Origin of the sequence: Kytococcus schroeteri (genome assembly GCF_002847825.1) — a bacterium.
GTDB lineage: Bacteria > Actinomycetota > Actinomycetes > Actinomycetales > Dermatophilaceae > Kytococcus > Kytococcus schroeteri.
Window position 1 is genome coordinate 170,277 of record NZ_PKIZ01000002.1, and the last position, 18,770, is coordinate 189,046.

An 18,770-nucleotide genomic window follows, 5' to 3' on the forward strand; every position below is an offset into this window, starting at 1 on the left:
TGCGCACACGTCCCGCTAGGCTGTCCCAGCCCCCCACCCCAGCCCAGCCCGGAGGTTCCGCATGGCCGGCGGACTCGCTGCCCTGCTCGACGACATCGCCGCCATGGCGCGCCTGGCCGCGGCCAGCGTGGACGACGTGGCTGCCGGGGCGGCCAAGGCCAGCACCAAGGCGGCCGGCGTGGTGGTGGACGACGCCGCGGTGACCCCGCAGTACCTGGAGGGCGCCGAGCCCAACCGCGAGCTGCCGATGATCAAGCGCATCGCGACCGGGTCGCTGCGGAACAAGGCGATCATCGTGCCGGTGCTGCTGCTCCTCAGCCAGTTCGCCCCCTGGATCCTGACGCCCCTGCTGATGCTCGGCGGCACCTACCTGTGCTTCGAGGGCGCGGAGAAGGTCTGGGAGAAGATCTCCGGCCACGGTGACGACGGCAAGGCCGCCGACGAGCGCTCGGAGCAGGACGAGGAGCAGGTGGTCAAGAGCGCCATCACCACCGACTTCGTGCTCTCCTGCGAGATCCTGGTCATCTCCCTCAACGAGGTGACCGACCAGTCCCTGCTGAGCCGCGGACTGATCCTGGTCGTGGTGGCGCTGCTCATGACCGTCGGGGTCTACGGCGCGGTCGCCCTCATCGTGAAGATGGACGACGTGGGCCTGCACCTGGCCCAGAAGAACGACGAGGGCTCGGCGGGCCACAGGCTGGGCCGCGGCATGGTCAAGGCCATGCCCACCGTGCTGGACATCATCGGCTTCGTCGGGATGCTGGCCATGCTCTGGGTGGGTGGCCACATCATCATGGTCGGCATCGACGAGTACGGCCTGAGCGCCCCCTACGACCTCGCCCACCACCTCGCCGACATGGTCGCGGGCACCCCGGTGATCGGTGGACTGCTGGCCTGGCTCGCCGACACCCTGGTGGCGATGGCACTGGGCCTCGTCTGGGGCGCGATCATCGTGGCGGTGCTGCACGTGCTGCCCTTCGGCCCGTTCGCCCACGAGGTGGAGCACGGCAAGCACGGCAGCGGCTACCGCCGCGACGAGAAGGACAAGGAGGCCGGGCGCGAGCCGGCCCACGCAGCGGCCGGCGCCGGCACCGGCGCGCAGCTCACGGACGACGAGGCCTCGGCCGACGGTGCCACCCGGGCCCCGCAGGACTGACAGCAGTGCATCCTCCCGTCGTGCCGCGGCGCCCGTCCCCTCTGGGCGGGCGCCGTCCGCATCGTGACGAGCTGGCCCAGTTCGCCGACGAGACGGTCGACGACGTGCTGCACGATGCGGTGCGACTCCTCATCGTGGGCGTGAACCCCGGGCTCTGGACGGCGGCGGTCAACGCCCCCTTCGCCCGCCCGGGCAACCGCTTCTGGCCCTCGCTCCACCGGGCGGGCCTGACCGACCACCAGCTGGACGTGACCCACGGACTGTCCGATGCGGACGCGGCCCACCTGCGCGAGCGCGGCATCGGCATCACCAACCTGGTGGCACGGGCCTCGGTGCGCGCCGACGAGCTCGGCACCGAGGAACTGCGCCAGGGGCACCACCGCCTGGAGGGCCTGGTGCAGGGACTGCACGCCGGCACGGGGCGGCTCCCCGTGGTGGCGGTCGCGGGGATCACGGCCTTCCGGACGGCCTGGGGCGACCGCGACGCCCAGCTCGGCCGCCAAGAGGGGCGGGTCGCCGGCGCCCCCTTGTGGGTGGTGCCGCAGCCCTCGGGGCTCAACGCGCACGAGAACATCGACACCCTGGCCGACAAGTGGCGCCAGGTGGCCGCCGAGGTCGACTGGCCGGCGGGCCTCAGCCGTCGACGACCTTCAGGCCGATGACGCAGCCGATCAGGCCCAGCAGGAGCAGCAGCTTGGCGATGCTGAACGACTCCTCACCGGTGGCGACGGCGTAGGCCACGGTGGTCGAGGCACCCACGGCCACCCACACGGCGTAGGCGGTGCCGGTGGGCAGGTCCTTCATCGCCCACCACAGTCCCCCAACGAGACGGCGCTGCCGAGCACGAAGGCCGTGATGGCCCCGGCGCTCTGCGGTCCCTCGATCTTCCCCAGGGCGGTGGCCCAGACGGCCTCGAACAGCCCAGAGAGCACCCACACGATCCACGACATGACGATTCTCCTCGTGGACGTCTTGTCGCGTGTCCGGGTACGACCACCCTCGTCCGGGAGCCGGTCGGGCTCACGGGGAGGTGTAGCCGCCGTCGACCAGGTGGTAGCTGCCGGTGATGAAGGACGCGTCGTCCGAGAGCAGGAAGGTCACCAGGTGCGCGACCTCCTCGGCCTTGCCCAGCCGCCCGATGGGGTGGAGCGCCACCAGGCCCTCGCGGGCGCTGTCGTCCAGGCCCTGGAGCAGCGGGGTGTCGATGTAGGCCGGACCCACCGCGTTGATGCGCACACCACGCGACCCGTAGTCCACGCCGGCCTGCTTGGTGAGCCCCACCACGCCGTGCTTGGACGCGGTGTAAGCCGAGTTGCCCACCCCCGTGGCCACGGTGCCGTGGATGGAGGCCATGTTGACGATGGAACCGCCGCCAGCTGCCTCGATGGCGGGCAGCTCGTAGCGCATGCCGTAGAGCACGCCATTGAGGTTGACGTTGATGACCTTCAACCAGTCCTCCGGGGCGAGCTCGCCGGCCGGGTCCGTGGTGCCCCCGATGCCGGCGTTGTTCACCGCGTGGTGCAGCCCGCCGAAGGTCTCCACGGCGAAGTCCACCGCTGCCTTGTTGGCGTCGGGGTCGGAGGCGTCCTGCTCGAACGGCGCGGCCTCACCGCCGGTGGAGGTGATGCTGTCGGCCACCCGCCTGGCCGCAGCGAGGTCGATGTCGGCCACCACGACCTTGCAGCCCTGCCGGGCGAGGTCGATGCAGCACGCCTCCCCGATGCCGGAACCACCCCCGGTGACCAGCGCCACCCTGCCCTCGAAACCTGCGTACACCGTGTGCTCTGCCATGGCCGTCCTCCTGGTTGCGGTGGTGCGGGGTGCACCACCCTCGCCACCCGGTCTATCGCCTCACCGCACCGCGCACAAGGGTCGGGAGCAGTCAGGCCACTCCCCCTGTTACCTGACGCATCACATTTTCTCCACCTGTCCATCAGGAGGGTCATGCAGTTCGGTATCTTCACCATCGGAGACGTCACCACCGACCCCACCACCGGCCGCACCCCCACCGAGAGCGAGCGCATCCGCAACACGGTGGAGATCGCCCTCAAGGCCGAGGAGATCGGCCTGGACGTCTTCGCCACCTTTCTCACGGTCGCCCACGCCGAGTCCCGCGGGCACGCGCCGGCCCACGCCCACGCCGGATCCCCCGAGACAGAGAGGTCAGGATGAGGCCCACCACGTCGCCCCGCACGTCACCCGGGCACCCCTCGCAACAGGCCACCGCGTCGCGCGGGGCCCGGCGGTCCGCCGACGACCTCTTCGCGGAGTTCCGTGGCCGGGGCCAGATCGTGGCCGAGACCGTCCGCCCCGGGGCCCTCGGGGCCACGATGATCCTGGGAGGTCTGGCCCTGGCCGCCGGACTGCTGACCGTGCTGCTCGGGGTCCTGGCCGCGGCCCGGGGTGACGCGTCACTGGGCATGGCCGTCGTCGGGATCCTGCTGGTGACCCTGGGTCTGGGGGCCGCGGCCCTGTGGTCGTGGCGTCGGAGCGCGACGGCACGGGGCCGGACGTGGGTGATCGGCACCGAGGGCATCACCATCGACGGGGTGGGCCCGGTGCCGTGGGGCGACCTAGAGCCTCCCACCGAGCGCATGGAGGACGCCCCGTGGGACGAGGGCAGGCAGTTGGCCCTGGTCATGCCCTTCACACCGGCCGGTCAGATGCGCGCCGACCAGCTCGATCCCTCCCTGCGCGGTGTCCTCAACGACGCTGCCCGCCCCCGGGCCTTCGGCACCCCACGGGTGCACTCGGTGCGCATCGTGCGCATGAAGGGCACCGGTCGGCACGAGTTCGCACGCTTCCTCGAGCGCGCCCACCGGGCGGTGTTGGGACGGTGAGCCACACCGACGGCCCGTACGACCCCGACGCCCCGGAGCGCGGCGACGCCCTCAAGCTGGCCCTGATCGGCCTGGTTTTCGCCGGGATCGCCATGGCGGTGGGGCCGGACACACCCGCCGGGCGGTGGCTCGTCATCAGCAGCAGCCTTCTCTTCGCCGCTGCCGGGGTGGCCATGGTCGTGACCTCCTTCATGGAGGGCCAGCCGATGGGCCGCCGGCAGCCCCTTGCCCTGCCGGTGGGTCTGCTGACGGCGGGGTTCTTCGGCATCGGGGGCGTGCTCCTGCTCGTGCGGCAACTGCGTCGCCGCTGACGCGCACACGCGCCACCCGTCACTGACGCACGCACACTCGACGCGCCGCTGACGCACCGGCGTTCGACGCCGCGCACCGGCGGCTGCGAGAACCCCTCGGTGACTGGGCGTGTGATGTGGGACGGACAGGCCGACCTGCGGTGGTCGATGGAGCAGCTCGCCGACGAGGCCCTGACCACGGGCGCGCGCTTCGCCGACACGGTGCGGCGCGTGTTCGGCGACGACGGGGACGCCGAGCGACTGTGGGACATGGCCCAGGCGTGCGCCGGGCAGCAGCACGGCACCACGCTGGTGGTGCACCCCGCTGCCGCCACCGAGGGGGCGCGGCTGCTGCCGCAGGCCTTCCCCATCACGCCCACCGTGCTCACCGGGCGGGCGTTCAAGAACCTCACCAAGATCTACGGCGCCGTGCTCGTGGACCCGCAGGGGGCCTGCCACGCGGTGGGGATGATCCTCGACGTCGAGGCCACCTGAGCACCCGCCCGCACCGGGCGCCCGGGCGGGGCTAGGGTCGGAGTCACGGACACCGACACGAGGGGAAGGGGCACGACATGGAGGCACTGCTGGAGGGGCGCCGCGCGCTGGTCACCGGGGGCACGCTGGGCATCGGCCGCGGCATCGCACAGGTGCTGGCCGCCCACGGCGCGCGCGTGGTGGTGACGGGTCTTGACGAGCAGGAGTGCGAGGCCGCCCGCGCCGAGGGGATGGAGGCGCTCGTGCTCGACGTGCGCGACCCCGCGGCCTGCCGCGCCGTGGTGGAGCAGGCCACCGCCTCGCTCGGCGGGCTGGACACGCTGGTCTCCAACGCGGGGATCTACCCGCAGGCCCGCATCGAGACGGCCACCGCCGAGGACTTCGACACGATCTTCGACGTCAACGTGCGCGGCACCGTGCAGGTGGTGCAGGCCGCCGTGCCCGCCCTGCGCGACTCCGGACGGGGGCGCGTGGTGCTCACCAGCTCCATCACCGGCAACCTCACGGGCTTTCCGGGGTGGTCGCTCTACGGCGCCACCAAGGCCGCCCAGATGGGCTTCGTGCGGTCTGCCGCCATCGAGCTGGCGCGCGACGCCATCACGGTCAACGCGGTGCTGCCGGGCAACATCGTGACCCCCGGCCTGGAGGCGATGGGGCAGGAGTACATGGACCAGATGGCGCGCACCGTGCCGCTGGGCTTCCTCGGGGAGCCGCAGGACATCGGGGAGGCGGCAGCCTTCCTGGCCTCCGACGGCGCGCGGTACGTGACCGGTCAGGCGCTCGTGGTGGACGGCGGGCAGGTGCTGCCGGAGACCCCCGAGGCCCTCGGGAACTGAGCCTCAGCCGCTGACCGGGAGGGCCGCCGTCAGCGGGTGGCCCTCCCGGAGGTGCTCCTCCAGCACCACCGGGCGGCCGGCCAGCTGCCACGCCGAGTCCTCGGTGCGCCACTGCTCGAGCACTGAGACCAGCGCGTCCGGGTCCACCTCGCGCACCAGGTCCAGGGCGGCCGAGACCTCGTCGCCGGCGGAGTCCAGCCCGTCCTCCCCACCGGAGACGATGACGACGACCTGGGCGCCGAGGTCCCCCACCGGCGACGGCGCCGGCACGGGGTAGCGCTCCAGGACCGACCCACCGGAGAGCGCGTACCGGTCCTGCGGCTGCCCGGGCGAGGGCGTGAGCGCGCCGAACCACTCCACCAGCCGTGCCTCCACACCCCGGGCCGCGGCGGCACGAGACGGCACCACCGTCAGCGTGACGCGGACGAGGTGCTCCGGGGTCCAGGGGCCGTCGAGACGGGTCACGGGCGAGGGGGCGGCATCCATGGCCCCAGTGTAGGAGCGCGGCGAGGCACCGGGCCTGCCGCGATCCTCCGAGAACGGGTGCTCAGCCGTCGACGAGCTTGAGGCCGACCACGCACCCCACCAGGCCCACGAGGAGCAGCGCCTTGGCCAGACTGAACGGCTCCTCGCCGGTGGCGACCGCGTACGAGACGGTGGTGGCGGCACCGATGGCGACCCACACCGCGTAGGCGGTCCCCGTGGGGAGCGTGCGCAGCGCCCACCACAGGCCGCCGAGGGACACGATGCTGCCCAGCACGTAGGCCGAGATGGCCCCGTAGCTGTGCACCCCCTGGATGCGGCTCATCGCCGTCACCCACACGGCCTCGAACATGCCGGAGACGACCAGGACGATCCATGCCATGAGAGTTCCTCCGTGGTCGTCTTGTCGCGTTGCCGGGTACGACCACCCTCGTCCGGGAGCGGGTCGGGCTCGCCGGGAGGCTAGCAACGCCACCTGCCCCGACCACCCCCGCCCCCGGTGGGCGGCGAGTCCCTGCGGATCACCCTCGGACGTCGCTGGATACGCTGGGCCCCCGCCGCCCCACCCGCGGGTGCCGGCACGACCACCCGGAGGACCGATGCTGCGCAGGAGCCGTGCGATGCGCGCCGCCGCGGTGCTCGGTTGCAGCACGGTGCTCGCGGCCTGCGGGGCCCAGCCCGATGCGGCCCCCGTGCGGGCCAGCGAGGTGCCGTGGGACGCCTTCCCGGAGGACCATGGCACCGGCTCGGACTCGCGGGAGACGCGGTGTGGCCCGACGCACGGCCGACAGGCACTCGCAGACAGCCTGCCCCTCCTCCGCCCCGCCTCCGGCGACCCGGCCGTCCAGTGGACCGGCGCCGCGAGCGACTACTCGGGGTACGCCCCGTGCGCCGAGCTCTCGTGGATCCTCGTGGCGGACACCGGGGACGAGCCCACCCCGCACCAGATCATGCTCTTCCACCGAGGCCACTACCTGGGCACCACCCTGTACTCGCCCACCGAGTACCACCCCCAGGTGGCACGGGTCGACGGGTCCACCATCCGGGTCACCTACCCCTACCCGCAGGACGGTGACCCGGCCGACACCCCCAGCGGGGAGGCCGTCTCCACGTTCACCTGGGACCCCGCCCAGCGCCGGGTCCGGCACGAGGGCGACCTGCCGCCCGGCCAGAGCTGACCCCCGAGCCAGGGGTCACCGGTCCAGGAACTCCTGGACCAATGTGCGCGAGGGCACGCTCCAGTCACGGCGGGCGTGGGGCGGGCACCACCGGGTCAGCGCCTCCACGCAGGCCGCACGCTCCTCCGCACGGATCTCTCCCAGCGGGAGCATGAACGCCCAGTGCTCCTCACCGGAGGTGGTGTAGTGCCTCTCGTTGGAGATGCCGGTGATCACCGCCCGGGCGTCGCCGCGGCCCACCAGCCACCAGCTGCTCCGGCGGCGTCCCCGGGGGCGCCGCTGCAGGGCGACCACCCGGTCCCGGGCCACGAAGCCCACGTCGCACCCGGGCGTGCGCACCCAGATGCCGGGCTGGGAGAGGATGATTCCCCGTCGGCGCGTCCAGCGGTGCTTCGTGCCCGCCGCCATTGCCGCGATGACGAGGACGAGCAGGAGCGGTCCCGCGATGAGCCCGAAGGCGAGGTCGTAGCGCCCCAGGCCGTCGAGCTCACCGTCCAGCACCCGCAGCACGGCCCCGGGCCACTGCGCCATGACGGCCGCCCACAGCCCGCCGAGGACGAGGACCGCGACCGCACGCCAGACGAGGGAGCGGCGGGTGCACCGGAAGTGCTCCTGCGGCACGCCGGGGGCCGGCTCCAGGGTGTGCGCCGAGGCCGGACGGTCACCGGGCCCACCCCGCCCGCGCACCCGCTCCCACGCCACCGAGCCGACGACCAGGGTGGCGAACGGGCCGGCGGCCCACCCCACCCAGACCAGCAGCGCGTTGCCGCCCCCGGTCGGGGGCAACGACCGGGCGGGCTCGGTGCAGGTCACCACCCAGGCGCCCGCCGTGGCCACCCAGGCCATGGCCGCGGCCAGCACGGCGAGGGCCCACCGGAGGAGGCGCGCGAGGGTGCCGGTGCTGCGGTCCACCACGTCGGAGCTCGTCATGGACTCAGGGTAGGAACCGTGCACAGCACGCCCGCTCCCCCTGCCGGCGCAGCCCCCGTCCGTGCCGGGTACCGTGCGCCCGGCGGACCACGGGAGGAGACGGTGCAGGCGACGACGATGCCCACTGGGCTGGTCTGGGCCTTCCTGGGCTTCCTCCTGGTGGCCCTGCTGCGGGGGCAGGCCACGTACTGGCTGGCGCGCGGCGCCGCATCGGGGGTGGCACGCCGGGGCCGCGACGACCCCCGGTGGCGAGGCTGGGCGCAGAGCCCCACCGCACGCCGGGGCAGGGAGCAGCTCACGCGTTTCGGGTGGCCTGCGGTCACCCTCTGCTACCTGGCCGTGGGCGTCCAGACCGTGGTGCTGGCCTCCGCCGGCGCGATGCGGATGCCGTGGGGCCGTTTCACCGCCGCCCAGGTGCCCGGTGCCGCGCTGTGGGCGGGGATCTACAGCACCATCGGGTGGACGGCGTGGGTGCTCCTGGTGCGTCACGCAGTGGCCTCCGCGTGGCTGTGGCTGGCCCTGGCCGGCGTGCTCGCGGTGCTCGCGGGCACGGCCTGGTGGCGCCGGCGCGGCATCGACGCCTCGGGCGCGCAGCCGCCGAGCGCCTGAACTCAGCCGGGCAGCTCCTCCAGTCCGGCCACCAGGCCCAGCAGCACGCCCTCGTCGGAGCCCGTCACCGGCAGCTGCACGCCCAGCGGCAGCCCCTCCCGGGAGGGCACGGCAGCGTAGGGCCGAGCACGGCGTCGAACCCGGCGAAGCGGGCCTGGAACCGGCCGCGCGCCCGCTCCCCCTCCGCGCCTGCCCAGCGCAGGACGGCGCCGGGCAGGCGGTCCCCCAGGGCGGCGGTCGCGTCGGGCCACCGTCCGGGCAGCTCCAGTGACCCGGGCGACGGATAGACATTAGTTGGGGCCAGGCAGATGGCGCACCTGCCAGCTGGCACCTGGCACCTGGCACCTGGCACCTGGACGACAAGATGAGAACGGATGCGGGGATTGATGCACTCGCGAGACGTGGGATCGCTCACGCAAGGGTCCGACACTGGGCAATCTACGGGGAGGGAGACGCCGGTCTGTGCTTCCCCGTGAGTTCAGACCCACAGCGGGGGGCTAGTATCACCGTATTGGGACATTCTCCCACTCCAGTGACACTAGCCCCCCCGCGCCCCCTGCTGGGTCCGCGCCTTCCGAGAGGATTTCCGCCATGACCAACTCCTATCCCCAGAACGTCAGTCGCCGGTCCGTTACTGCCGGTACCCTGTGGTCCGCTCCGGCCGTCGCCATCGCAGCCGCTGCTCCCGCTGTGGCCGTCAGCGCGTGTGTGACGTATACGGGAGCCTTCACCCAGCCGAGCTCCTACAACCCCGTTCCGCTCAGCTACACCTTCAGGGGCTCGGACGGCTCCACCGTCACTGTCTCGTTGTCGACTGCCTCCTACGGCGGCAAGACCCTCTTGAGCAACAACCTCACCGCCGCCGGCAACGTCAACAAGGGCTACAACGGCATGGGCGACCTCGCCACCGACGGTTTGCAGTTGCAGCAGCAGGGCACTGGTGGCCAGAGGCTGACCTTCACGTTCAGCCAGCCGGTGTCCAACCTGAGTTTCGTCGTGGCTGACATCGACAACAGTGGAAAGCAGTACAGGGACTCCGTGACCCTGAGCCCCGCCCCCACCAGCGTTGTCAACGGCAGTTCACTTACCGGCTCCGGCGGTACCGGCGACCCGCTGCGTGCCACGACCACCAGTCCGGTGAACTCCGACAACAAGGCCAATCGATCCACCGTGACGATGGCTGGTCCCCTCAGTTCCATGACGGTGGACTTCTCGTCGAGCACCGGCACTGCGGCTCAGCAGATGTTCATCACGGGCATGACCTTCGAGGTCTGCTGACACCCCGGGTCTGCCCCAGACATTCTGAGGTCGGTGGCGCCCGCGCCACGGCACTGGCGCCACCGACATGTCCCGCCCAGGCAGGCCCGCCTGTCCACGCTCCCCTGCCACACCCATCACTCCGCGCGGAAGCGGGCCTCCACCGTCACCCGGACCTCCACGTCCTGCGGGGTGAGGTCGTAACCGTCGTCCGCCGCACCGGCCCCGGCTGCACGGAAGGCCTGCACCTCTCCCACGCGCCGGTCGTCCCCGCCACCGAGGAGGCCCGTGTCGGCCACCTGCAGCGGCTCCACCGTGGAGAACCCGGACGCCTCAGCCATCACCTGCGCCCGCTCGCGGGCCTGCCGCACGGCATCACGGGTGACCTCGGCGTGCAGGGCACGCTGGCTGTCGTCGGTGAGCGACCACGTGGGCGACTGCAGCGCCACCTCGTCGCGCGCCGACCACGCCGTGGTGAGGTCCGCGAGCGCCTCGAGGTCGGCCAGCTGCACGCGGACCCGGCCGGTCACCTCGTGACGGGGGTCAAGGCGCTTCCCGTCGTCGCCCCACGGCTGCCACGTACGGGTGGCCAGGGGAGCCACCACGCGGGAGCGCACGGCATCGGGGCGGCTGGCCCCCAGCTCGTCGAGGGAGTCGACGAGCTCCTGCATCACGGCGGTGACCTGCTGGCGGGCGGCGGCCCGGTCGGTCCCCTCGGCGCTGGCGGTGGCCCACAGGGTGGACAGCTCGGGTTGACGGCGGCCGGTGGCCTCACTGCGCACGGTGATCTCCATACCTCGCATTGTGCCCCCGGCCACCGACACCGCGTCGAGCCCGGGCAGGGTTGGGTCGCCGCCCCGGTCCGGGCAGGATGCCGGGCATGAGCACCCACGCCCAGACCGTCGCCCACCTGCAGCACCTGGGGTTCACCCTGCGCAACCCGGCCGCCCTCGAGGGGATCGACGACGACCCGTGGGACGTACTCACCGCCTGGGACGAGGGCGGGTACGCCTTCGACCACGTCCTGTCCTACGACGCCGAGATGGTGGAGGACGACGACGCCTACACCGCATGGGTGGCCGAGTGGGCCGAGGCGACGGGCCGCACCGCCGAGCTCACCCACCTGGCCGGCCACACCGAGCTCGACGGCAACTCCTGGCTGGAGTACACCCTCGCCGGGACGGTGCGCCGCACGGACTTCGTCCAGGAGGGCGACTGGCTGGTGCCGGAGGTGGCCGACGCCATCATCGAGGACTTCCGCCGCGTGCCGGGCCGCACGATGCTGTACCTCGACAACGGGCAGGGAGGCGTCTTCGTGTGGGTTCCCGCCGAGCAGGTCACGGCCTTCGCCGCCCTCTTCCCCGAGGCCGAGCCGGCCTGAGACGCACCCGCGCGCCCCTACCCTGTGCGCGTGGTCAACACCCTGCTCTCGGTCACCTTCGCCTGCGGCCTGTTCATCGCCGGCGCGCACGTGCTCAACCGGCGCTTCGTGGCACCCGCGTACGACGTGGTGGCCAACCTGCTGGCCTTCGTGTCGGCGACGGCGGCCTCGCTGCTGCTCCACCACTGGGTGCCGGCGTCCCTCTCGGCGATGGCGGTGGCCTGCTGGGTGCTGCTCGGTGCGCGGTCGTGGGAGGCCCACCGGACCGGGGTGCCCCTCAGCGGGCAGCGGCCTCCGACGCCGATGGGGTGAGCCGCCCGGGCAGTCGGGTTAGGTTCACGGCATGACGCCCACGTTCGAGGAGTTGGCTGCCCTGGTGCCGGACGAGTTGCTGGACCGCTCCGGTTCCGTCTTCTACTCGGGGCGCGAGGCCTTCGAGCAGCCCGGCGGGCTCTACCTCCTGGGGCTCAACCCCGGGGGCGATCCCGAGACCCTGCGCGAGGCCACGGTCCGCACGGACATTCAGTGGGCCCTCGGTGCGTCGCAGCCCAGGTGGTCCCGCTACCGCGACGAGGAGTGGGGCGCACCCGCCGGGACCAGCCCCCCTGCAACGACGGGTCCTGCACCTCCTCGACCACCTCGGACTCGATGCCGGCCGAGTCCCCTCGAGCAACCTCGTCTTCGTGCGCAGCCGCCAGGAGTCCGGCATCGCCACCGACCTACCGCGCCTCGCCGAAGCCTGCTGGCCGTTCCACCAGGCCGTCATCGACGGACTCGGCACCCGTACGGTGGTGTGCTTCGGCAGCACGGTCGCCGCGCGCTGCCGTCACATGCTGGGGGCCCACGACGAGTGGGGCACCTTCCGTGAGGACAACCGACGCGGCTGGACCAGCCGGGTGCACCGCTCCCCCTCGGGCGTGGACGTCATCCAGGTGACGCACCCGGGGCGGGCCGACTGGTGCAACCCCGCGTGCGACCCGAGCCCACTGGTCAAGCGGTCCCTCCACCGGTGAGGCCCACCCTGCCTCCAGCACGTCCTTGAGCCGCGCGAGGTGGACAGGCGCTTCATCGAGGCACTGCCTCGCAGACAGTCGCACTCATGCGCTGGGACGGCGACGTCCTGGTCTGCATGCGCTGAGGGGTAGGCCCTCAGCCACGGGCGGGGTCCAGGCCCTCAGTCCCGTCGGCTTCGTCGCCGCGCTTCGAACGGACGCAAGGCACCCTCGCCGTCACCCGACCCAGGGCTCCCCGAACGGTCCGCTCGCCTGCCTGGCCCGCCTCCGGGGGCTGGTCCACGACTGGTACCCCGGCGCCCGCGAGACGATCAGCTACCGCATGCCCACCTTCGAGGTGGAGGGCCACCGCATCGGGGGGGTCCTCTCCCACCGGGACTTCCTCAGCTGGTACCCCCACTCGGGCACCACCCTCACGACGCTGGCCGACGGCCTGGGCGACCGGTCGCGCACCAAGAGCGCCCTGCACTTCACGGTCGAGGACCCCCTGCCCGAGGAGCTCTTCGAGCGTCTGCTGGCCACCCGCCGGGCCGAGTGGCACTGACGCCCGTCAGCCGCCTGCGCCGTCCGGGTCCTGCATCAGGCCTGCTGGTGGCCCTACGTCCGGTGCCGGTACAGCACCTCGGGAGGCAGGTGGCAGGCGTCATCCGGACAGCGGGCCAGACGCTTCTGGTGCTCCTCGGCGCTGCGCACCCACCGGGTCAGGAGCCGCACCTCCACCGCGACGCGGTCCGCATCAGGGCGCGCCGCCAACCACGCGCGGGCCGCCTCCAGGTGGCGGGGATCGCGGGAGTAGACCCCGGTGCGGTACTTCTCCCCGACGTCCGGGCCCTGCTGGTTGACTGCGTACGGGTCGATGATCTCGAACAGGTGCCCCAGCAGCCGCTCGATGTCTGTGGCCCGCGGGTCGAAGCGGACGCGCACGCATTCGGCGTACCCGTCGTACGGACCGTCAAGGTGGTCGGCGGCCCCGTTGGCCCGGCCCGCCTCGGTCCAGACCACGCCGGGAAGCGTGTCGAGAAAGGCCTGCACGCCCCACAGGCAGCCACCGGCCAGGTGGACCTCCTCGGTGGGCGACTCCGCGCTGCTCACAGGACCCGCCGGCACGCGGAGACGATGTCCGCAGCCGCCTCCAACGCCTCCTCGAGGTCCTGCCGGGAGGCCGTGGGGCGGTCCGCGTCGGGGTACTCGGTGGCGTTGCGCACCTGCCGCATCCAGTCGAACTCGCCCAGGGCGGGGTCCTCCACCAGCTCCGATGCGGCCACACCGGTGTTGCGGTGGGCTCCCCCGACAGGCCGCACGCGCAGGCCGTGCACGGCCAGCACGGCGGTGAGCGCCTTGCGGGCCCCGTCGTAGGCAGCGGTGAACGCCATGGCCACGTCCTCGGTGCAGCTCAGGGCGCGGGCCGTGGCCAGGTGCTGCTCGGCCATGGTCATGAGGGTGGCGGCGTGGACCGGATTCGGCTCCACCCGGTCCAGGCGGCCGGTTCGCAGCATCCGGCGCAGCTCGGTGGGCAGCTCGGGCAGGTCAGGCACGGACCTCTCCCGTCAGCAGGTCCACCATCGGGCGTGAGCGGACGGTGGCCACGAAGCCAGTCGGCTCGTCGGCCTCCCAGTCCTCGACGGCCACCCGCGAGATGGTGACCTCCCGGTCGAGCTGGGCCTCCGCCCGGGTGGCCAGCTCGGCGAGGGTGCGCCGCGGCACGTCCCCGACGACCACCACGTCGACGTCGCGGGGAAAGGCACCCTGCTCCCCGGCCCGGCGAGCCGCCCACGAGCCGTGGACCACCGCCTCCTGCACTCCGTCCACCCCCTCGAGGAGCTGCCGCAGCACCGGCACGGGTCCGTACGTCGCGGCGACGACCTCCCGCATCGGGGCGAACAGGGGGTGGTCGGGGTCGGCGGAGACCAGACGGTTGCGCCCCTCGCGACGGTCGCGGAGCACGCCGGCCTCCACCAACCGCCCCACCTCGCGGTGCACCACCGGCCCTGCGACGCCGGTGCGGCGCCCCAGCTCGGCCAGGGAGAACTCCCGGTCAGGGTGCCCCAGGGTCTCGGCGAGAAGCGCCCCCACGGCGTCGGAGCGCACGAAGGGCGTCAGGGCCGACGGTGGAGTCTTCACAGAACGTGAAGATATCTTCCGCTTGAGGGAACGGTCAACGTCACTTCGAGAGCACGATCTTCTCGGAGGACTTCGGCTGCCCCTCCGGGAAGGCGGCGACGAGCGCGTTGGCCATGCCCTGCGCCTTGGCGATGGAGCCCTCGGTGTTGTTGTGGTTGGCGTCGTTCTCCAGGAACCACTCCGGGTGCGAGCTGGCCTCGGTGGACCAGTCGTACACCCACAGGTTCGGGTACTTCTTCACCGAGTCGGCCAGCACCTTGTCGAACTTCTGCACGTTCTCGTTGGCGTACCACTTGTTGTTGGTCCACGGCATGGTCAGCGCGTTCACCCACAGCACCGGGCGGCCCTTGGAGGCCTTCATGACCGAGTCGATGCGGCCCTCGGCACCGGCCCAGGCATCGGCCTTGGCCATGTTCGCCGAGTCGTTCAGGCCCACGTTGACCACCCAGCAGCCGTCACCGATCTCGCCGGCGTGCTCCTCCATCGCCTCCGAGGCGGTGGTGTCCTTGCCGCCCTGGCCCATGTGCTCCAGCATCGAACGGCCACCCAGGATGTCCTCGATCACGGTGTCCACGCCGACGGCCTCGTAGCGCGCGGTGATGCGCTTGCTCTTGTCCGGGATGCGCGTCTCGGGGGTGTTGCCCGGGCCCAGGGAGGTGGAGTCACCGATGTGGATCACCGTCTTGCACGCCGTCTTCGTGGCCTTCGGGCGCGCGGCCTTCTTGGCCTTCGGCGCCGTCACGGAGTCCACCCCGGCCTTGCCGCCGTTCTCCTGCTGGGCGATCTCCACGACGGACTTCTGCGGCAGCTTGCCGACGCCCACCAGGGAGGCGGCCGCGACGGCGAGCACGCCCACGGTGCCCACGGCCAGCTGCGCGGCCCCGGGGCGAGCACCCCGGGCCGCCTCCGGGGAGCGCCCGGCCCGCCCGGTCACCAGGGCCAGGAAGCCGTGGCGACGGATGGGGTCCTCCACGAAGCGCCAGGACAGGGAGGCCAGGACCACGGTGGCACCCACCACGATGGCTCCGCGCACCCACGGCTGCCCGAAGAAGGCCCGCTCGGGCAGGAAGGCCACCACGGGCATGTGCCACAGGTAGATGCCGTAGCTGCGCTCACCGATCCACCGCAGCGGGGCGATGCCCATGACCCGACCCAGCATCGAGCCCGGCACGACCAGCGGCATGAGCGCGGCACAGGTCGCCACGGTCAGCGCGGCGATGCCCCAGGTGTAGAGGCTGTCGGTCTCCTGGGTGGTGGTGGCCACGAGCGCGAGGATGCCGGCCAGGCCGGCCAGGCCGATGAGGTCGAACACCCACTTGCCGGCCGGGCGCAGCTTCGCGACCACGGAGGGACGCCACACCATCGCCAGGGCCGCGCCCCAGAGCAGCCCGCCGGCGCGGGTGTCGGTGCCCTCGTAGGCGCGCGTCGAGTCACCCGAGGGGTCGGCCAGGAGGGCGAGGAGCACCATGGAGACCAGGCCGAGGGCGAAGGTGCCCGCGGCCATCTTCTTGAGCCGGCCGTTGCAGGCGGTGATCAGCCCCACCAGCAGCAGCGGCCAGACGATGTAGTACTGCTCCTCCACGGCCAGGGACCACAGGTGGTCCAGGGGGCCGACGCCCTCCTGCTGCTCGAAGTAGCTCTTGCCGGAGAAGATGACCTGCCAGTTGGCCACGTAGAACAGCGCCGCCAGGGACTCCTTGAGGCGCTGCCCCATGTTGTGCGGTTCGGCGATTGCCGTGGTGACGAGCACGGCGACCAGCAGCAGCACCACGGCCGGGAGCAGGCGGCGGAAGCGGCGGACCCAGAAGTTCTTGAGGTCCAGGTTGCCGTGCTTCTGCCACCGCGAGAGCAGCAGCGAGGTGATGAGGAAGCCCGAGAGGGTGAAGAAGACGCCCACGCCGAGCAGTCCCCCGCCGGCGAACGGCACGCCGATGTGGTACGCCACCACCAGGGCGACGGCGACCGTCCGCAGGCCGTCGAGGCCCGGGAAGTACGTGGCGGACTTGTTGACTGGGCGAGGCATGCTCGTGCTCCCCTTCGCTCGACCCGGCCGCGCCGGGGGGCTTGCTGCGATTCATTCCGCGCCGAGGGCGCCCCACCGGCAGGGCACTCCGCCCGTCCACGAGGCGGCCGAGTCAGACAGCGGTGGGTGAGGACGTCGACCTTACCGCCACGAGTCCATGACTCACGGCAACGTGACGCACCACTCGAGGACGAACCCCTCGTCGGAGACTCTCGTGTGCTGACGCACACAGGAGGGGTCCGCGCCTGATTCCTCCGCCACCACGGCCAGCGCGATCGCGGCAGGCTGCGGGAGGGGGCCGCCGGCGAGCCGTGCCTCGGACCCGTCCGGATCACCGGAGCCGCCCGGGGCAGGGACCTCCGTGGTGACGAATGCCTCAACACGGTCGGGCAGCTCCCCGGTGAGCACCTGGTGCCCGTCGAGGGTGAGGTCCGGCTGCACCGGGGCGTGGACGGCGATGCAGTAGCGCATCTCTTGGATATGACGTTGGTTGCAATGACCAGGAGACGTGCCTCGAAGGGCTCCGCCGACGTCGAGCCAGCGAAACCCTTCTGGACATCGAGTCAGTCGCCCTCTTCTTCGAGATCCTCCAGCACCTCGAGGGGCGATTCCACGTCCCCGCGCCACGCTTCCAGCCCCTCGCGGACGGCGAGGAAGGCGACGACCAGCGCGGCGACGGAGTCCGCCCACCACCAGCCGAACAGGCTGTTCAGCACGAGACCGATGAACACCGCGCCCGAGAGGTAGATGCAGAGGATGAGCTGCTTGGCATCGGCCATGACGCTCTTGGAGCCGAGCTCGCGCCCGGTGCGGACCTCGAACCACGCCAGCAGCGGCATGACGACCAGGCTCAGCGCAGTGATCCCGAGGCCCAGCGGGCTGTGATCGGGGCCCTCTTGGCCCATCAGAGCCAGCACGGCATCCACGGAGACGTACGCGGCGAGGGCGAAGAACGCGATGCCGATCGCCCTCACGGTCACCTTCTCCCACCGCTCGGGGTCCTTGCGGGTGAACTGCCACGCGATCGCCACGGCCGACAGCACCTCGACGACCGAGTCCAGGCCAAAGCCGATCAGCGCGGCCGACGAGGCCAGCACACCCGCGGCGACGGCGACGATGGCCTCGATGACGTTGTAGGTGATCGTGAACCCGACGATGAAGCGGACCCGGCGGTGCAAGGTTGCGCGGCGCTCTGATGTCAGCGCCGCGCTCATGCGTTCGCCTCCGCCCCGCAGCAGCCCGGCACCGGGCACGCGACGTCCACACACGGCGCACTTTCGTCGACGGCCAGAGTCACGTCCATGAGCTTCGTCAGTGCCGCAGCGAGGTGAGGGTCGGCGATCTCGTACCGGGTCTGCCGACCCTCGGGCTCGGCGATCACGATCCCGCAGTCGCGCAGGCAGGTCAGGTGGTTCGAGACGTTCGAGCGGGTCAGTTCAAGGTCGCGGGACAACGCAGCGGGGTAGCTCGGGCCATCCAGCAAGGTCATCAGGATTCGGGAGCGCGTCGGGTCCGCCATGGCCCGGCCCAGCCGGTTCATGACGTCGAGGCGAGTAGCAATAGTCAGCATGCACTGAACTATACAGCGATGACTGCCACGTTGTTGAGTTCGACAGGCTGCCGCACGCGCTCCGCGCGCTTGCCCTTGGGGTTCGTGGTCACCTCTTGCGCCACCCCGGCCACTTCGGCATGCCGTGGCCCTTCCAGGTCTCCACCAGGCCAGCGGCCCAGCGAGCGGACGCGAAGAGCCCGTAGCCGGCCCCGGCGAGGCCCACGGCGACCACGAGCCAGCGCCCGATGCCGAGCCACACGCTCCCGTCCACGTCCAGCGCCCACTGAGCGCCCGCGATGAGCCCCGCGACACCCATCCAGAACCCGGCGACGACAACGGCAACCGGCAGGAGGACGAGGCACATCGCGGCGGCTGCCGACCAGAGCTGACGGGCCTCCAGCTTCGCCGTGGCCCGGTACGCGCGGCGCTGGCCATAGGCCGACAGGGCGTCGTCGGTCTCTCGCTAGTGCCGCGCGTAGATGTCGAACAGCTCGTCGGTGAGCATGATCTGATCGCGCGTGATATCGGGCTCTTCGGAGTTGAGCGTGGGTGCTTGGGGGTAGGGGTCGAGGTCCCGGGCATGATCTGAGGACTTCTACCCCCTCG

General features: G+C 72.0%; 25 protein-coding genes, 3 pseudogenes and 2 riboswitches. Of the genes and pseudogenes, 14 read left to right on the plus strand and 14 right to left on the minus strand.

All coding sequences use genetic code 11. The annotated features are described in order from the left end of the window. Positions 1 to 61 precede the first annotated feature (61 nt). Together CYJ76_RS01950 and CYJ76_RS01955 are read left to right on the plus strand one after the other, a co-directional pair. Positions 62 to 1,156 carry a DUF808 domain-containing protein gene (locus CYJ76_RS01950; RefSeq protein ID WP_070704630.1) on the plus strand — a complete coding sequence of 365 codons (1,095 nt, stop codon included), beginning with the start codon at positions 62 to 64 and terminating at the stop codon, positions 1,154 to 1,156. Positions 1,157 to 1,176: 20 nt separating this feature from the next. Then, positions 1,177 to 1,818 (plus strand): mismatch-specific DNA-glycosylase, encoded by a 642-nt coding sequence (locus CYJ76_RS01955; protein ID WP_070704627.1) that lies wholly within the window; start codon positions 1,177 to 1,179, stop codon positions 1,816 to 1,818. Here CYJ76_RS01955 and CYJ76_RS01960 read toward each other — a convergent pair. Beyond that, positions 1,790 to 2,106: pseudogene (locus CYJ76_RS01960) on the minus strand (DMT family transporter). The gene CYJ76_RS01955 and the pseudogene CYJ76_RS01960 sit on opposite strands and share 29 nt — an antisense overlap. Positions 2,107 to 2,117: 11 nt before the next feature. Further along, positions 2,118 to 2,183: riboswitch (guanidine-III (ykkC-III) riboswitch) on the minus strand. Continuing rightward, positions 2,177 to 2,947, minus strand: a complete 771-nt coding sequence (locus tag CYJ76_RS01965) for an SDR family NAD(P)-dependent oxidoreductase (RefSeq protein WP_070704624.1) — start codon at positions 2,945 to 2,947, stop codon at positions 2,177 to 2,179. (Overlaps the previous riboswitch by 7 nt.) A 153-nt stretch (positions 2,948 to 3,100) precedes the next feature. Here CYJ76_RS01965 and CYJ76_RS01970 point away from each other — a divergent pair. The 5 genes and pseudogenes from CYJ76_RS01970 to fabG form a co-directional block, all read left to right on the plus strand. Further along, a pseudogene (locus CYJ76_RS01970) lies at positions 3,101 to 3,241 on the plus strand (5,10-methylene tetrahydromethanopterin reductase); the annotation flags it as partial. A gap of 83 nt (positions 3,242 to 3,324) precedes the next feature. Further along, entirely contained in the window at positions 3,325 to 3,996 is a 672-nt protein-coding gene (locus tag CYJ76_RS01975) for a hypothetical protein (RefSeq protein WP_070704619.1), read from the plus strand. Then, the gene (locus CYJ76_RS01980; RefSeq protein ID WP_070704616.1) at positions 3,993 to 4,307 is read left to right on the plus strand and encodes a hypothetical protein; all 315 of its coding nucleotides are present in this window, start codon (positions 3,993 to 3,995) and stop codon (positions 4,305 to 4,307) included. Before CYJ76_RS01975 ends, CYJ76_RS01980 begins: the two co-directional genes overlap by 4 nt. A gap of 99 nt (positions 4,308 to 4,406) precedes the next feature. Next, a complete protein-coding gene (locus CYJ76_RS01985) occupies positions 4,407 to 4,781 on the plus strand; it encodes a hypothetical protein (protein WP_180802175.1) in 375 nt (124 codons plus the stop codon). A 77-nt stretch (positions 4,782 to 4,858) separates the two neighbouring features. Next, complete coding sequence (fabG, locus tag CYJ76_RS01990) at positions 4,859 to 5,617, plus strand: 3-oxoacyl-ACP reductase FabG (RefSeq protein WP_101849088.1); 759 nt, start codon at positions 4,859 to 4,861, stop codon at positions 5,615 to 5,617. A gap of 3 nt (positions 5,618 to 5,620) precedes the next feature. Here fabG and CYJ76_RS01995 read toward each other — a convergent pair whose 3' ends face one another. Together CYJ76_RS01995 and CYJ76_RS02000 are read right to left on the minus strand one after the other, a co-directional pair. After that, positions 5,621 to 6,103 carry a hypothetical protein gene (locus CYJ76_RS01995; RefSeq protein ID WP_101849089.1) on the minus strand — a complete coding sequence of 161 codons (483 nt, stop codon included), beginning with the start codon at positions 6,101 to 6,103 and terminating at the stop codon, positions 5,621 to 5,623. A 61-nt stretch (positions 6,104 to 6,164) separates the two neighbouring features. Beyond that, positions 6,165 to 6,482, minus strand: a complete 318-nt coding sequence (locus CYJ76_RS02000; protein WP_070704605.1) for a DMT family transporter — start codon at positions 6,480 to 6,482, stop codon at positions 6,165 to 6,167. A 10-nt stretch (positions 6,483 to 6,492) separates the two neighbouring features. Continuing rightward, a riboswitch (guanidine-III (ykkC-III) riboswitch) is annotated at positions 6,493 to 6,560 on the minus strand. 160 nt (positions 6,561 to 6,720) lie between these two features. Here CYJ76_RS02000 and CYJ76_RS12345 point away from each other — a divergent pair. Next, positions 6,721 to 7,278, plus strand: coding sequence for an LppP/LprE family lipoprotein (locus CYJ76_RS12345; protein ID WP_070704602.1), 558 nt, complete (start codon positions 6,721 to 6,723; stop codon positions 7,276 to 7,278). A gap of 15 nt (positions 7,279 to 7,293) precedes the next feature. On the opposite strand, the gene CYJ76_RS02010 is transcribed toward CYJ76_RS12345, so the two are convergent. Beyond that, the gene (locus CYJ76_RS02010; RefSeq protein ID WP_101849090.1) at positions 7,294 to 8,208 is read right to left on the minus strand and encodes a hypothetical protein; all 915 of its coding nucleotides are present in this window, start codon (positions 8,206 to 8,208) and stop codon (positions 7,294 to 7,296) included. A 117-nt stretch (positions 8,209 to 8,325) separates the two neighbouring features. On the opposite strand from CYJ76_RS02010, the gene CYJ76_RS02015 reads away from it, so the two are divergent. After that, positions 8,326 to 8,817: a DedA family protein gene (locus CYJ76_RS02015; RefSeq protein ID WP_070704595.1), complete on the plus strand. Its 492-nt coding sequence runs from the start codon at positions 8,326 to 8,328 to the stop codon at positions 8,815 to 8,817. Between the two features lie 591 nt (positions 8,818 to 9,408). Beyond that, the gene (locus tag CYJ76_RS02020) at positions 9,409 to 10,095 is read left to right on the plus strand and encodes a hypothetical protein (RefSeq protein WP_101849091.1); all 687 of its coding nucleotides are present in this window, start codon (positions 9,409 to 9,411) and stop codon (positions 10,093 to 10,095) included. Between the two features lie 116 nt (positions 10,096 to 10,211). Here the strand turns inward: CYJ76_RS02020 and CYJ76_RS02025 are convergent, their stop codons facing one another. Beyond that, complete coding sequence (locus tag CYJ76_RS02025; protein WP_180802176.1) at positions 10,212 to 10,868, minus strand: SIMPL domain-containing protein; 657 nt, start codon at positions 10,866 to 10,868, stop codon at positions 10,212 to 10,214. A gap of 86 nt (positions 10,869 to 10,954) precedes the next feature. Here CYJ76_RS02025 and CYJ76_RS02030 point away from each other — a divergent pair, with 86 nt between their 5' ends. The 4 genes from CYJ76_RS02030 to CYJ76_RS02045 all read left to right on the plus strand — a co-directional run bounded on the left by CYJ76_RS02030 (position 10,955) and on the right by CYJ76_RS02045 (position 13,012). Continuing rightward, complete coding sequence (locus tag CYJ76_RS02030) at positions 10,955 to 11,455, plus strand: hypothetical protein (protein WP_070704586.1); 501 nt, start codon at positions 10,955 to 10,957, stop codon at positions 11,453 to 11,455. Between the two features lie 30 nt (positions 11,456 to 11,485). Beyond that, the gene (locus tag CYJ76_RS02035; protein WP_070704639.1) at positions 11,486 to 11,767 is read left to right on the plus strand and encodes a hypothetical protein; all 282 of its coding nucleotides are present in this window, start codon (positions 11,486 to 11,488) and stop codon (positions 11,765 to 11,767) included. A gap of 371 nt (positions 11,768 to 12,138) precedes the next feature. Then, on the plus strand, positions 12,139 to 12,468 hold the full coding sequence (locus CYJ76_RS12350; protein ID WP_101849093.1) for a hypothetical protein: 330 nt from the start codon (positions 12,139 to 12,141) through the stop codon (positions 12,466 to 12,468). A gap of 25 nt (positions 12,469 to 12,493) precedes the next feature. Then, the gene (locus CYJ76_RS02045; RefSeq protein WP_101849094.1) at positions 12,494 to 13,012 is read left to right on the plus strand and encodes an iron chaperone; all 519 of its coding nucleotides are present in this window, start codon (positions 12,494 to 12,496) and stop codon (positions 13,010 to 13,012) included. A 53-nt stretch (positions 13,013 to 13,065) separates the two neighbouring features. Here the strand turns inward: CYJ76_RS02045 and CYJ76_RS02050 are convergent, their stop codons facing one another. From CYJ76_RS02050 to CYJ76_RS02085, 8 genes and pseudogenes are all read right to left on the minus strand, one after another. Next, positions 13,066 to 13,575 (minus strand): peptide-methionine (S)-S-oxide reductase, encoded by a 510-nt coding sequence (locus CYJ76_RS02050; protein WP_101849095.1) that lies wholly within the window; start codon positions 13,573 to 13,575, stop codon positions 13,066 to 13,068. After that, positions 13,557 to 14,003: a HEPN domain-containing protein gene (locus CYJ76_RS02055; RefSeq protein ID WP_101849096.1), complete on the minus strand. Its 447-nt coding sequence runs from the start codon at positions 14,001 to 14,003 to the stop codon at positions 13,557 to 13,559. Before CYJ76_RS02055 ends, CYJ76_RS02050 begins: the two co-directional genes overlap by 19 nt. Then, a complete protein-coding gene (locus CYJ76_RS02060) occupies positions 13,996 to 14,589 on the minus strand; it encodes a winged helix-turn-helix domain-containing protein (RefSeq protein WP_070704550.1) in 594 nt (197 codons plus the stop codon). The genes CYJ76_RS02055 and CYJ76_RS02060 overlap by 8 nt, the downstream gene beginning before the upstream one ends. 40 nt (positions 14,590 to 14,629) lie before the next feature. Continuing rightward, positions 14,630 to 16,612 carry an acyltransferase family protein gene (locus CYJ76_RS02065; RefSeq protein WP_070704547.1) on the minus strand — a complete coding sequence of 661 codons (1,983 nt, stop codon included), beginning with the start codon at positions 16,610 to 16,612 and terminating at the stop codon, positions 14,630 to 14,632. A 162-nt stretch (positions 16,613 to 16,774) separates the two neighbouring features. Next, on the minus strand, positions 16,775 to 17,083 hold the full coding sequence (locus tag CYJ76_RS02070; protein WP_101849097.1) for a hypothetical protein: 309 nt from the start codon (positions 17,081 to 17,083) through the stop codon (positions 16,775 to 16,777). A 92-nt stretch (positions 17,084 to 17,175) separates the two neighbouring features. Beyond that, the gene (locus CYJ76_RS02075; protein WP_070705543.1) at positions 17,176 to 17,826 is read right to left on the minus strand and encodes a cation diffusion facilitator family transporter; all 651 of its coding nucleotides are present in this window, start codon (positions 17,824 to 17,826) and stop codon (positions 17,176 to 17,178) included. Then, the gene (cmtR, locus tag CYJ76_RS02080) at positions 17,823 to 18,182 is read right to left on the minus strand and encodes a Cd(II)/Pb(II)-sensing metalloregulatory transcriptional regulator CmtR (RefSeq protein ID WP_070705542.1); all 360 of its coding nucleotides are present in this window, start codon (positions 18,180 to 18,182) and stop codon (positions 17,823 to 17,825) included. Before cmtR ends, CYJ76_RS02075 begins: the two co-directional genes overlap by 4 nt. A gap of 88 nt (positions 18,183 to 18,270) precedes the next feature. Then, positions 18,271 to 18,582: pseudogene (locus CYJ76_RS02085) on the minus strand (hypothetical protein); the annotation flags it as partial. Positions 18,583 to 18,770 lie beyond the last annotated feature (188 nt).